The organism is Paraburkholderia sp. 40 (genome assembly GCF_050434105.1).
In the GTDB taxonomy this organism is placed as follows: Bacteria; Pseudomonadota; Gammaproteobacteria; order Burkholderiales; family Burkholderiaceae; genus Paraburkholderia; species Paraburkholderia tuberum.
On record NZ_JBNPVY010000004.1, the window covers coordinates 3,667,542 to 3,680,810 of the forward strand.

The following is a 13,269-nucleotide window of genomic DNA, read 5'->3' on the forward strand; positions in this document are numbered from 1 at the left end:
GCACCGCCCCGGAGGAGAAACTCATATGGACTACGCAGTTCTCAGACTGATCTGGTGGGTATTGATAGGTGTACTGCTGATCGCCTTCGCGCTCACCGACGGCTTCGACATGGGCGCGGCGATCCTGCTGCCGTTCATCGCCAACACCGACTCCGAGCGCCGCATCGTCGTGAACACGGTCGGCGCGACGTGGGAAGGCAATCAGGTCTGGTTCGTGACCGCAGCCGCCGCGATGTTCGCCGCGTGGCCGCTCGCCTACGCGGCATCCTTCTCGGGATTCTACTTCGCGATGCTGCTCGTGCTGTTCGCGCTGTTCTTCCGCCCGGTCGGCTTCGACTATCGCGGCAAGCGCGAGGATCCGCGCTGGCGCAACGCGTGGGACTGGGGCCTCTTTATCGGCGGCTTCGTGCCGGCGCTGGTGTTCGGTGTCGCGTTCGGCAATCTGCTGCAAGGCGTACCGTTCTCGTTCGATACCGATCTGCGCGTCACCTATCACGGCAGCTTCTTCGGCCTGCTCAATCCGTTTGCTCTGCTGACGGGACTCGTCAGCGTGTCGATGCTGGCCGCGCACGGCGCCGCGTTCGTCAAGTGGAAGACCGATGGCGTGGTTCACGAGCGCGCATCGAAGGCGCTGCGGCTCGCGGCGCTGTGCACGGTGGTGCTGTTTCTCGTCTCGGGTGCGTTCGTCGCGACGATGATCGGCGGCTATCAGATCGTCGATGCGCCGCCGCTCGACGCCGTCTCCAATCCGTTGATGAAGACCGTGATCGGCGCGCCGGGTTTGTGGCTGAACAACTACGCGCTCTACCCGTGGATGGCGATTGCGCCGCTCGCGGGTCTCGTCGGCGGGGTGCTCGCGGTGCTGCTCGCGCGTTCGCGCTTCGAGGCGACGGCGTTTCTGTCGACGTCGTTGATGATCGTCGGCTTGATCTTGACCGCGGGCTTTTCGATGTTCCCGTTCATCATGCCTTCGTCGCTCGACGGCCGCAGCAGCCTGACCATGTGGGATTCCACATCGAGCCGCATGACGCTCGAGATCATGCTGTTCGCCGTCATCGTGTTCCTGCCGATCATCCTGCTCTATACGGGCTGGGTGTATCGCGTGATGCGCGGCAAGGTGACCGCCGCGGCGATCAAGGAAAACCACCATTCGATGTATTGACCGGCACGACGCTTCAACAGAAAACAGGAGTGGTGATGTGATATTTCAGCTGGATTCTCGGCGTTGGCGTCGCGCTGGCGTTTGGTGTCATCAATGTGATGTGGCTCGAATCGCGCGAGGTGGCGCGCTCGGCAAAGCGGGGGACTCGCTAGGCGCCACGCTCTGGTCGTAAACGCGAAAGCGGCACCTTGTCCCAAGGTGCCGCTTTTTTATTGGCGTGCTGCGATCGCCGTGCAACTCAACAGCGCTCGACAGCCATCAACCGATCATGCCGGCACCGGCGCCGCGCCCGCGCCGCCGCCTTGCGACGACAGGCGCTCGGCCAGCTTCTGCGCATAGCGCTGCGCGGCCTCGCCGACGACGATATGGAACGTGTCGGTCGACACCCACGCGGTATCGAGCGTCGCGAGGCGCTGACGATCGACCGCCGACGGATCGCGCACGACCACGCGCAGACGCGTCGCCGCGACCGCATCGAGCGACACTACGTTGCCCGCGCCGCCGAGCACGGCGAGCCAGCGCAGCGGATCGGGATCGAGCGGACCGCCTTGCGCGTCATCGGCGTGCCCAGCGTTTCGCGCGACCGGCGCGGCAGCGGTAGCCGCCGCGGCAGCAGCCGGCGCCGACACAGCAGCACCCGTCACCTTCACCGCGTCGCCCCGACCCTGCGCGATCGCCGTACGCATCTCATCGGCGATGATGTCCGCCTCCGGTCCGATGATCACCTGCACGTTGTTCGTGCCGCGCTTGAGCACACCGCGCGCACCGATCGACTTCAGTTCGCTTTCGGAGACCTTGTCCGTATCGACGACAGACAGACGCAGACGCGTCGTGCACGCATCCACGACCGACAGATTCGCCGCGCCACCGAGCGCCGCGATATAGCGCTGCGCACGCGGCACGGCCGCACCAGCCGCCGGCGCGACGAATCCACCCGCCGCGAACGACTCGACCTGCTCGTCGGCAGCAGCGGGCTCACGGCTCGGCGTCGCCATGTTGAACTTACGGATGAAGAAGCGGAACAGACCGTAGTACACGACCGAGTACACGATGCCGAGCGGAATCGCCCACCAGCCCTTCGTCGACAGACCGAAGTTCAGCACGTAGTCGATGAAGCCCGCCGAGAACGTGAAGCCGAGGTGAATCCCGAGCGCCGAGCAGATCGCGAGCGACAGACCTGTCAGCAGCGCGTGGATTGCATACAGCACCGGCGCGAGGAACATGAAGCTGAACTCGATCGGCTCGGTCACACCGGTCAGGAACGACGTGAGCGCCATCGAGAACAGCAGGCCGAACACCATCGCGCGACGCTCTTTCGGCGCCTCGTGATACATCGCCAGACATGCGGCCGGCAGGCCGAACATCATCACCGGGAAGAAGCCGGTCATGAAGGTGCCCGCGGTCGGATCGCCAGCGAAGAAGCGATGCAGGTCGCCCGTGACGGGCGCACCGCCCGCCGGCGTGAAGGTACCGAACACGAACCACGTCAGCGAGTTGAGGATGTGATGCAAGCCCGTGACGAGCAGCAGCCGGTTCAGCACGCCGAACACGAAGGCGCCGAGCGCGCCGGCCGTCGTGAGCCAGTGGCCGGCCACGTCGATCGCGTTCTGCACCGGCTCCCACACATGCCCGAATACGATGCCTAGTACCACGCAGACCACCCCTGTCACGATCGGCACGAAGCGTTTGCCGCCGAAGAACGCCAGGTAGTCGGGCAGCTTGATGTCCTTGTAGCGGTTGTACAGCAGCCCCGCGACGATCCCCGCGATGATCCCCGACAGCACGCCCATGTTGAGCTTGTCGTTAATGTCCTTCATCACCGCGATCTGCACCAGATAGCCGATCGCGCCAGCCAGACCCGCGACGCCGTTGTTGTCTTTCGCGAAGCCGACCGCCACGCCGATCGCGAACAGGAGCGGCAGGTTGTCGAAGATCGCGCCGCCCGCATCGGCGATCATCTTGATGTTGAACACGTCGGGCTGGCCGAGCCGCAGCAACAGGCCGGCCACCGGTAGCACCGCGATCGGCAGCATCAGCGCGCGTCCCAGGCGCTGAATCTTCAGCAACGGATTTCCATCCATCGGTATCTCCAATTTTGTCTCGTAGGGGTACGTCTTGGTTGAGTGGTGCAGCTATACGGAGAATCGCGCCGCGCGTGAAGGCAGACGTGCTGCCGGGCGCACGGCGTGCGGGTTCTCAAATTCGTTAGTGTTTCAATCGAGGGGCCACGTGGCGCGGCTTGCGGCTCTGACCGCCTGCGCCGAGTCGAGCGCTTGCGCTTCGCGGGCGCGCTGGCGACACAGCTGATAGTCGAGCCTGCGCACGCGTGCCTTGATGCCTGGCACGGAGACCGGATCGACCGACAGCTCGGTCACACCGAGGCCCACCAGCAGCGGCATCGCGAGCGGGTCGCCGGCGAGCGCGCCGCACACGCCGACCCATTTGCCGTGCTTCGCGGCACCTTCGACGGTCGCCGCGATCAGGCGCAGCACCGCCGGATGCAGGCCGTCCGCCTGCGCCGCGAGATCGGGCTGGCAGCGGTCCATCGCGAGCGTGTATTGGGTCAGGTCGTTGGTGCCGATCGACAGGAAATCGGCGTGCTGCGCGAGCTGATCGGCGAGCAATGCAGCCGACGGCACTTCGATCATCACGCCAACTTCGACCGGCTCCGATCTACCCGCTTCGCGTGCAAGCTCGTCGATACGCTTGCGGATGCGGATCAGTTCGCCCGCATCGGTGACCATCGGCAGCAGGATGCGTACGGCGCCGACCGGACGCACCGCGAGCAGGCCACGCAGCTGGTCGTCGAGCAGATCGGGGCGCACCTGCGCGAGGCGCACGCCGCGCAGGCCGAGCGCGGGGTTCGGCTCGGGCGGCAGCGTCAGATAATCGACTTCCTTGTCCGCGCCGACGTCGAGCGTGCGGATGATCGCGGCGCGGCCGCGTAACGCATCGACGATCGCCTGATAGCTGTGGCGATGCTCGTCCGCGCTCGGCGCGACCGGGCGGTGGATGAACAGCAGCTCGGTGCGCAGCAGGCCGACCGCGTCCGCGCCGTTGTCGACCGCGGCGTTCGCGTCGTCGAGTGTGGCGATGTTGGCGGCCACTTCGATCGCGCGACCATCGGAGGTCGCCGCTGCCTGCTGCGAGGTGCGGCGATTCGCTTCGCGCACGTCGGCGAGGCGGCTGCGTTCGCGTCGCGCGCGTTCGACGTCGAGTTCGGTCGGCGCGAATTCGAGCCGGCCGGTGCTCGCGTTCACCACCACCTGAGTGCCCTCGGGTATCGCATGCAACGCGTCGCCGACCGCGACCAGCGCCGGAATGCCCGCCTGACGCGCGAGAATCGCCGCGTGCGAGGTCGCGCCGCCGCGTGCCATCACGAGCGCGGTCACGCGCGTGCGATCGAGCGACGACAGATCCGACGGCGTGAATTCGTCGGCCGCGAGCACCGCCTCGTCCGGCAGCGTGCGAGCCGCGCTGCTCGTGTAGCCGAGCGCGCGCTGCACGCGCTTTTCGATGTCGCGCAGATCGGCGGCCCGCTCGGCGAGCAGTGCGTCCTCCACATTACTCAGAATGCCTGCTTGCGCGCGGATCGCTTCACGCCACGCAAAACCGGCGCTCTTGCCGAGGCTGATCAGATCGCGCGCGGCGTCGAGCAGTGTCGGATCTTCGAGCAGCACGCGATGCACCGCGAAAATCCCCGCCTCGCCGACCGAGCCGCGTTGCGACGCATCGCGCACGATCATGTCGAGATCGGCGTCGACAGTCGCGATCGCCTTGTCGAGCAGACGGCTTTCCGCCGCCGACGTGCCGCTCGCCTGCTCCGGCGGCTCGAGATCCGCGTCGTCCCAGCGCACCAGCTTGCCGAGCGCGATGCCCGGCGCGGCGCACACGCCCGCGAGCGTGTTCAGCGCGGGCGGCTCGCCCGCGGCGGGCGCCGCAACGACTGCCGCCGGTGCGGCCGCTGGCCGCGCCGCTTTCTGTTCGCGCTTCGGTTCGACCTCGCCGTGCGCTTCGCGCGTCAGTTCGTCAGCGATTGCATCGACCGCCGCCTGCGCGTGCGGACCGACGCCGAGCAACTCGACGCTTGCGCCTTCGCCGGCACCGAGTCCCAGCAGACCCACCACGCTTTCGATCGGCGCCTTGCGCCCGTCGTAGCGCACCTCGACCCGTGCGTCGAAGCCGCGCGCCGCTTCGCGCGCCCGCGCCGCGGGCCGCGCATGCAGGCCGCCCGCATGCGTCAGCGTGATCTGCCGGCGCGCTTCGTCCATCACATGCGCGGCGCTCGCCTCGCGCACCGCGTCGTGGCTGACGCCCTCGCGCGCCCGCAGCACCAGCAGCGTCGTTTCGCCGGCCTTGACATGCCCGTTCGGCGCCCGCTCGATGATCTCGAACGCATCCGAATTCGCAATCGCGATCACCGAGACGAGGCTCGGCGCATTCAGCACGATCTGATCCTGATCGAACTCGATCAGCACGTCGCCGGCGTGCACGTGCGCGCCCTGCCCGACCATCGGCGCAAAACCCTTGCCGTTCAGCCCGACGGTGTCGATACCGATATGCAGCAGAATCTGCGCGCCCTCGGCGCTCTCGAGCGTTACCGCGTGGCCGGTGCGCGCGAGATGCGTGACGACACCGTCGCATGGCGCGACGAGCCGACCCTCGAGCGGATCGACGCCGATGCCGTCGCCGAACATGCCGCCCGAAAACACCGGGTCCGGCACCTTCGCGAGCGGCACGACCGGGCCGGTCAGCGGTGCAAGCAAAACAATGTGATTCTCGGAATGGCTCATCAGTTTGGATTTCTCGACACGTCGCATCGCCATTCTCGTCAGTGAGTTTCGGTGACTTTGTTGAGATGGCGAGGCGCGTCGGGATTGCGCCCGCGCGCGGCGGCAAGATCCGCGGCCATCACGTAAAAGGACAGGATGGCGGCGATCGGATCGAGCGCCGCGTGTGCGGTGGCGACGAGCGGCAGCGAGGCTTGCGTGACGTCATCGGGCGCCGCGAGCAGCACGCGCGCGCCGCGCGCGCTCATGTCGTGCGCGAGTTGCAGCAGACCCGCCTGCTCCGGGCCACGCGGCGCGAACACGAGCAGCGGATAGTCGCGGTCGATCAGCTCCATCGGACCATGACGCACTTCCGCGCTCGAAAACGCTTCGGCCTGGATGCCGGAAGTTTCCTTCAGCTTCAGCGCGGCTTCCTGCGCGATCGCGAGGCCAAGACCGCGGCCAATCACGATCATCCGTTCGATACCGCGCAACTCGTTCACGGCCATCGACCAGTCGAGCCGGCCCGCGCGTTCCAGCGCGTCGGGCAGCGTATTCAGTCCATCGAGCAACTCGGCGTCGTTCTGCCAATGCGCAACCAGCTGCGCGGAGATCGACAGCATGGCGATATAGCTCTTGGTCGCCGCGACGCTCAGCTCGGGACCGGCTACGAGCGGCAGATGCCATTCGCACGCGTCGGCGAGCGGCGAGCTCGGTGCGTTCACTGCGGCGACCGTCAATGCGCCGGCCGCGCGCAACGCGTTCATCGTGCCGACGAGGTCGGGGCTCTTGCCCGATTGCGAAAATGCGAGCGCAAGCTGGTCGCGCACCTGCAGCGGCGCCTGCTGCAGCGTCGCGACCGACATCGGCAGCGACGCAACCGGCACGCCGAGGCGGCTCATCGTCAGGGATGCAAAGTAGCTGGCGGCATGGTCCGAGCTGCCGCGCGCGACGGTCAGCGCGACATGGCGCGGCTGTTGCGCGAGCTTCGCGGCGAGCGCCGCGACGCGCGAGGTGTCCTTGAGCTGCTCGGCTACCGTTGCGGCGGACGCGAGCGCTTCCTTAAGCATATTCGACAATGGCTTCTCCTTCGACATAGGTCGCGCTCAGCGCCAGCTCGCGGTCGAATACGACCACGTCGGCCCACGCGCCGCGCACGATGCGGCCGCGGTCCTCGATGCCGAGATAGTCGGCGGCGTAGCGTGACAAACGGTGGGATACATCGGCGATCGGCAGGCCGATCGAGACGAGATTGCGCAGGGCCTGATCCATCGTCAGCGTGCTGCCCGCGAGCGTGCCGTCGGCCAGACGTACGCCGCCGAGGCACTTGGTTACGTGCTGGCTGCCGAGGCGGTATTCGCCGTCGGGCATGCCGGTAGCCGACGTGCTGTCCGTCACCACATACAGGCGCGGAATCGCGCGCAGCGCGGTGCGGATCGCCCCCGGATGCACGTGCAGCAGGTCGGGAATAATTTCGGCGTATTCGGCGTGCGCAAGCGCGGCGCCGACGAGGCCAGGGTTGCGGTGATGCAGCGGCGACATCGCGTTGAACAGATGCGTGAAGCCGCACGCGCCGTGCTTGAGCGCGGCGACCGCGTCGTCGTAGGTGCCGAGCGAATGGCCGAGCTGCACGCGTACGCCGCGCGCCGCCATCTCGGAGATGATCTCCATGTGGCCGGCGATCTCGGGCGCCAGCGTAACGACGCGGATCGGCGCGATCGACAGATACCTGAGCACCTCGTCCAACACCGCCGATACCGCCGCGTCGGGCTGCGCGCCGAGCTTGCCGGGGTTGATGTACGGTCCTTCCAGATGCACGCCGAGCACGCGCGCGCAACCCGGCGTGCGCACCCGCGTGACGTTGCCGAGCCCGGCGACGACGTTCATCAGCTCGTCGCGCGGCGCGGTCATGGTCGTTGCGAGCAGGCTCGTGGTGCCGTAGCGCGCATGCGTGCGGGTGATCGTTTCGATCGCGTCGCCAGCTTCCATCACGTCGGCGCCGCCGCCGCCATGCACGTGCAGATCGATGAAGCCGGGCAGGATGTACGGTGCGTCGTTCGTCGACGGATCGACGCGCTCGCCGGACAGGGTCGTGATGCGGCCGTTTTCGTATTCGAGCGTGCCGTGGATCCACCCTTCGGTGGTGAGTATGTTTCCGGTCAGCATGAGTCTCTCTGGTGCGTGATACGTATGCGGCAAATGGCATCCGCCGGACTTGCGGCCTGCGAGGGCCGCGCAGCTCAGCTGCGCAATTCAGCGACGAAGTCGTAGTAGTCGTCGCGGCAATAGGTGTCGGTCAGCTCGATCGCGCGTTGATCCGCGCTGTAGCCGATCCGGGTGATGACCAGCAGCGCGGTGCGCGGTTCGATGTCCATCAGCGCGGAGATTTCGCTCGACGCGTTGACCGCGCGGAAGTGCTGCAACGCGCGCACGACCGCCGCGCCGCGCTGCTCGAGATAGCTGTACAGCGAGTCGCCGATCACGAGCGGATCAGGCACGATCGCGACCGGCAGCGCCGAATGTTCTACCGCCATCACGATGCCGTCCGCGCGCCGCAGCCGCCGCAGGCTCGTGACGGCCGCGCCGGGCGACAAGCCGAGGTGCAGCAGTTCGTCGCGATTGGCGGCGCGCACGTCGCGTTCGAGCCAGACCGAATCGGGCCGGAAACCGCGCTGCTGCATCTTTTTCGTGAAGCCGGTGAGACGCGACAGCGGATCTTCGACGCGCGGCGTGATGAAGCTGCCCGCGCCGCGCGAGCGCCGGATCAGCCCCTGCTCGACCAATAGCTCGATCGCCTTGCGCGCGGTGATGCGCGACACGCCGATCGCGTCGGACAGCGTGCGCTCGGAGGGCAGCGCCTCGCCGGCCGACCAGACGCCGCAATGGATCGCCGTCGCCAGGTTGCGCGCGAGCTGCAGGTAGAGCGGCGTGACGTTGCGCACGTCAGGCATCAATGCGGACCAGCGAGTTTCCATGGGGCTCCAAGGACGCCGTGAGCAGTACGGCCCGGAAAATTGAGAGCCCATTATATAACCAACATAATACCAGTCAACGGACTGGTTCCATGCCGACCCGGATCCCCGGAAAACCTTGCTGCGTGGGGATCACAGCGGGATTCAAAGGCTCCGTCGGAGGAAATTGCAGACCAGGACTTTCCCGCATCGCACGTATTTGACGATACCAGCGAGTCGTTATCGGCTTCTAGTGGTATCAAAACCGCCCAAACGATCAATACCTGTTTAATACCAGTTGGCGTCTCGCTGCAATGGAGCGGCTTTGTAAATAAGGGTCGTGCCGATATAGTGCGCTGTACCGACCATAAAAAGTCCCCGGGAGCCGCCCTTGACAGATTCCGAGGCGCTGCGGCGCGCTCAGGCCGTCCGCCATTTCAATCGCTTCTATACCCAATGCATCGGCGCCCTGCACGAGCATCTGGCTCGAAGCGAGTTCTCGCTGACGGAAGTGCGCGTGTTGCACGAGCTATCGCGCGCCCGCGCGCAGACCGCGTCGGTGCTCGGGCGCGCGCTCGGGCTCGATAGCGGCTATCTGAGCCGCCTGCTGACCAGTTTCGAGCGACGCGAGCTGATCACGCGCCGTCCATCCGACACCGACGCGCGCCAGTCGCTGATCGCGCTCACCGAGCACGGCCACGCGATCTACGCGCCGCTCGACGCCGCCGCCATCCACGAAGCACTCGGCATGCTCGACAGACTCAGCGCGCTATCGCAGGAGCAGTTGATCGCCGCGATGAAGCTGATCGAGCGCCTGCTCGGCGACAAGCCGAACCACGAGCTCGTGGTGCTGCGTCAGCCGCGCGCCGGCGAATGTGGCTGGCTCGTGCATCGTCAGGCGCAGTGGTTCGCCGCGCAGTACGGCTGGGATCACACGTTCGAGGGCTTGCTCGCGCGCGTCGTCGCCGAGTACGCGCAGCGCAACGATCCGCTGCGCGAGAAGTGCTGGATCGCCGAACAGGAGGGTCTGGTGGTCGGCTCGGTTTGCCTCGTCGGGGTCTCGACGACGGTCGCGGGCGTGCGCCTGCTGTGGGTCGAACCGGACGTGCGGAGGCTCGGCATCGGCACGCAGTTGCTCAGCGAATGCGTGCGCTTCGCGCGGCGCGCGGGCTACACGAAGCTCACGCTGACCACCGCGAGCGCATTGGCGGAGCCACGGCGGCTTTGCGAGCGCGCTGGGTTCGAGTTGGCCGGCAGCGCGGCGCAGCGCCGCTTCGGCCAGGATCTGACGATCGAAAGATGGGAGCTGGAGCTATAAAAAAAGCACGCGCCTGTACGGCGCGTGCTTTTCCTGATGCCATGCGGCTGCGCTTGCGATCGCGCTGAACGCGTCGCTTAGAACGACGGCACCATCGAACCCTTGAACTGCGTCTTGATGAACTGGCGCACGTCTTCCGACTGATACGCCGCGACCAGCTTCTTCACCCATGACTGATCCTTGTCCTTCGCGCGCACGGCGATCAGGTTCGCGTACGGGCTGTGGATGTCTTCGAGCGCGATCGCGTCCTTGGTCGGCTGCAGGCCAGCGGCCAGCGCGAAGTTCGTATTGATGACGGCGGCGTCGACGTCGGCGAGCGAACGCGGCAGTTGCGCGGCGTCGAGCTCGACGAACTTGATCTTCTTCGGATTGTCGACGACATCGAGCGGCGTCGCGTTGTTGCCGCCCGTGGCCGCGCCGTCCTTCAGCTTGATCAGCCCTTGCGCCTGCAGCAACAGCAGTGCGCGATTTTCGTTCGACGGATCGTTCGGCACCGCGACCTTCGCGCCCTGCGGCAGGTCCTTCAACGACTTCAGCTTCTTCGAGTACGCGCCGAGCGGCGAGATGTACGTGAGGCCCGCGTTGACGAGCTTGTAGCCGCGCTGCTTGATCTGGCTATCGAGGTACGGCTGGTGCTGGAAGCTGTTGGCGTCGAGGTCGCCCGCGTCGAGCGCGGCGTTCGGCTGAATGTAGTCGTTGAACTCGACGACCTTCACGTTCAGGCCTTCGCGCTTCGCGACCTTGGTGACGACTTCCCAGATCTGCGCGTCCGGGCCGCCGATCGTGCCGACCTTGATGACCTTGTCGTCGGCGTGTGCGCCGAAGCTGGTCAGGATCGCCGCACCGGCGACGACTGCGGTGAGGGCTTTGAGGATATTTCTGCGCTGCATGTAATTCTCGCTGTTGCGGTTCGACGTTTGAGTCGATGGCTCCGATCGATGTCGGAGTCGGATGAAATGGGCGGCGCTCCGGTTCGTGCTGGCGCGCCGTCGGCCAAGCCCAAAATTGTTTCATATGGGCGGCAAGTTGGGAAATACCCTTACCGCATATGGTTATGCGGAGCGCAAGCGCAATGGCTAGCGCAACGCAAAACCCGCGGCTGACCGACAATCCAGAGCCGTAGCCGCGCACGGCCTACTCACCCGCCTCTGAGAACGACCATGTACGTGATCAACCTGATCTACACCGCCCCCCTCGATCGTATCGACGACGCGCTCGACGCGCATCGCGCGTTTCTCGCGGAGCAGTTCGACGCGGGCATCTTCGTCGCGGCCGGGCCGAAAGTGCCGCGCGACGGCGGCATCATCCTCGCGGTTCGTATTGAGCGCGACAGGCTGGATCGCATTCTCGCGAGCGATCCGTTCGCACTGCAACAGCTCGCGCGTTACGAGGTGACGGAGTTCAAGACGACGCGTCTCGCGCCGGGGCTGAATTTGCCGATTCCGGTCTGAGTGCGAGTTGCGAAGAGGGGATGGATGCGGGGAGGCGTGAGCGGCGCCGCTTTAAAAAACCGCCTGCGATGCGCGTCAATCAAGCAGCAGCTTGATGTCATGCACCCATGGTGTCGCGCCTTGGCCATCGCGCGCGAACAGACGCAGCTTGCCGTCCGTGTCGAACACATAGCTCGCGGCCGTGTGGTCCATCGTGTAGCTGTCGGGCGTCTTGCCCGGGACCTTCGCGTAGTACACGCGGAAGTCTTTCGCGACCTTCGCGAGCTGTTCTTCGCTGGCGGGACGCAAGCCCACGAAGCTCGGATTGAACGCCGGCACGTATTGCGCGAGCAACTGCGGCGTATCGCGCTCGGGGTCGACGGTGACGAACAGCACCTGCACGCGCTTCGCGTCCTCAGGACCGAGTTGCTGCAACGCCTGTGACAGCTCGGCCATCGTAGTCGGGCAGACGTCCGGGCAATGCGTATAGCCGAAGAACAGCACGACGACCTTGCCTTTGTAGTCGGCAAGCGTGCGGATCTTGCCGGACGTGTCGGGCAACGAGAAATCGCTGGCGAATTGCGTATTGCCGGTGATGTCGAGATTCGTAAAAGCCGGCGGCTGCTTGCCGCAACCCGTCATCAGCAGTGTGCCGCCCAGCGTCGCGCCGAGCGCGCAAGCCATCACAGCGGCGCGCGCAATGCGCGCAAAGCGATTGTTGAGCATGGTGTTACGCGCCTATCACGACGCGCGCGTAGTGGTCGATCAGCAGCGCGGCGAACAGCAGCGACAGATAGACGATCGAATAACGGAAGGTTTTGCGCGCGAGCTCGTCCGAATACTCCCGGAAGATCTTCCACGCATAAGCGAGAAACACGGCGCCGAGCAGCACCGCCGACGCGAGATACACGACGCCGCTCATGCCGGAGATGAACGGCATCAGCGTGACCGCGAACAGGATGACCGTGTAGAGAAGGATATGCAGGCGCGTGTACTTTTCGCCGTGCGTGTTCGGCAGCATCGGCAGGCCGGCGTTTTCGTAGTCCTTGCGGCGATACAGCGCGAGCGCCCAGAAATGCGGCGGGGTCCACACGAAGATGATCAGCACGAGGATCCACGCGTCGCCGGGCACGTGGCCCGTTACCGCGGCCCAGCCGAGCGCGGGCGGCATCGCGCCCGACGCGCCGCCGATCACGATGTTCTGCGGCGTGGCTGGCTTCAGCAGCAGCGTATAGATGACCGCATAACCGACGAACGTGGCGAGCGTGAGCCACATGGTCAGCGGATTGGCGAACATGTACAGCGTCCACATGCCGAGGCCGCCGAGCACGGCCGAGAACAGCAGGATCTGCGGGGTGGTGATTTCGCCGCGCGCGGACGGACGCCACGACGTGCGGCGCATTTTGGCGTCGATCTGCTGCTCGACGAGGCAGTTGATCGCGAACGCGGCGCCGGCCAGCAGCCAGATGCCGACCGTGCCGCCGATCAGTACGGTCCATGGCACCATGCCCGGCGTCGACAGGAACATGCCGATGACCGCGCAGAACACCGCAAGCTGCGTAACACGCGGCTTGGTCAGTGCGAGATATTGGGAGACCCGGCTGCCGGGCGTTTGGGAGAGTGTTGTGCTGTCCATGTG

The 13,269-nt window shown here is 66.0% G+C and carries 11 protein-coding genes and 1 pseudogene; 4 read left to right on the forward strand and 8 right to left on the reverse strand.

The window, feature by feature from the left end:
• The first annotated feature begins 25 nt into the window (after positions 1-25).
• Positions 26-1,162, forward strand: a complete 1,137-nt coding sequence (gene cydB / locus OKW28_RS38955; protein WP_429453334.1) for a cytochrome d ubiquinol oxidase subunit II — start codon at positions 26-28, stop codon at positions 1,160-1,162.
• Positions 1,163-1,203: 41 nt separating this feature from the next.
• Positions 1,204-1,314: pseudogene (gene cydX / locus OKW28_RS38960) on the forward strand (cytochrome bd-I oxidase subunit CydX); the annotation flags it as partial.
• 114 nt (positions 1,315-1,428) lie between these two features.
• Here the strand turns inward: cydX and nagE are convergent.
• The 5 genes from nagE to OKW28_RS38985 form a co-directional block, all read right to left on the reverse strand.
• Positions 1,429-3,243, reverse strand: coding sequence for an N-acetylglucosamine-specific PTS transporter subunit IIBC (nagE, locus tag OKW28_RS38965; protein WP_429453335.1), 1,815 nt, complete (start codon positions 3,241-3,243; stop codon positions 1,429-1,431).
• Between the two features lie 132 nt (positions 3,244-3,375).
• Positions 3,376-5,982, reverse strand: a complete 2,607-nt coding sequence (gene ptsP, locus OKW28_RS38970) for a phosphoenolpyruvate--protein phosphotransferase (RefSeq protein ID WP_429453337.1) — start codon at positions 5,980-5,982, stop codon at positions 3,376-3,378.
• An 11-nt stretch (positions 5,983-5,993) separates the two neighbouring features.
• Positions 5,994-7,010, reverse strand: a complete 1,017-nt coding sequence (locus OKW28_RS38975) for an SIS domain-containing protein (protein WP_187612619.1) — start codon at positions 7,008-7,010, stop codon at positions 5,994-5,996.
• Positions 6,994-8,097 (reverse strand): N-acetylglucosamine-6-phosphate deacetylase, encoded by a 1,104-nt coding sequence (gene nagA / locus OKW28_RS38980; protein WP_429453339.1) that lies wholly within the window; start codon positions 8,095-8,097, stop codon positions 6,994-6,996. Before nagA ends, OKW28_RS38975 begins: the two co-directional genes overlap by 17 nt.
• A gap of 74 nt (positions 8,098-8,171) precedes the next feature.
• Positions 8,172-8,906, reverse strand: coding sequence for a GntR family transcriptional regulator (locus tag OKW28_RS38985; protein WP_429453341.1), 735 nt, complete (start codon positions 8,904-8,906; stop codon positions 8,172-8,174).
• Between the two features lie 367 nt (positions 8,907-9,273).
• On the opposite strand from OKW28_RS38985, the gene OKW28_RS38990 reads away from it, so the two are divergent.
• Positions 9,274-10,200, forward strand: coding sequence for a bifunctional helix-turn-helix transcriptional regulator/GNAT family N-acetyltransferase (locus OKW28_RS38990; RefSeq protein WP_429453343.1), 927 nt, complete (start codon positions 9,274-9,276; stop codon positions 10,198-10,200).
• Positions 10,201-10,277: 77 nt separating this feature from the next.
• On the opposite strand, the gene OKW28_RS38995 is transcribed toward OKW28_RS38990, so the two are convergent.
• Positions 10,278-11,090, reverse strand: a complete 813-nt coding sequence (locus OKW28_RS38995; RefSeq protein ID WP_429453345.1) for a MetQ/NlpA family ABC transporter substrate-binding protein — start codon at positions 11,088-11,090, stop codon at positions 10,278-10,280.
• Between the two features lie 270 nt (positions 11,091-11,360).
• On the opposite strand from OKW28_RS38995, the gene OKW28_RS39000 reads away from it, so the two are divergent.
• On the forward strand, positions 11,361-11,651 hold the full coding sequence (locus OKW28_RS39000; RefSeq protein WP_018419317.1) for a YciI family protein: 291 nt from the start codon (positions 11,361-11,363) through the stop codon (positions 11,649-11,651).
• 75 nt (positions 11,652-11,726) lie between these two features.
• On the opposite strand, the gene OKW28_RS39005 is transcribed toward OKW28_RS39000, so the two are convergent.
• Positions 11,727-12,356, reverse strand: coding sequence for an SCO family protein (locus OKW28_RS39005; protein WP_184062526.1), 630 nt, complete (start codon positions 12,354-12,356; stop codon positions 11,727-11,729).
• A gap of 4 nt (positions 12,357-12,360) precedes the next feature.
• Entirely contained in the window at positions 12,361-13,266 is a 906-nt protein-coding gene (cyoE, locus tag OKW28_RS39010) for a heme o synthase (RefSeq protein ID WP_429453347.1), read from the reverse strand.
• Positions 13,267-13,269: the final 3 nt, after the last annotated feature.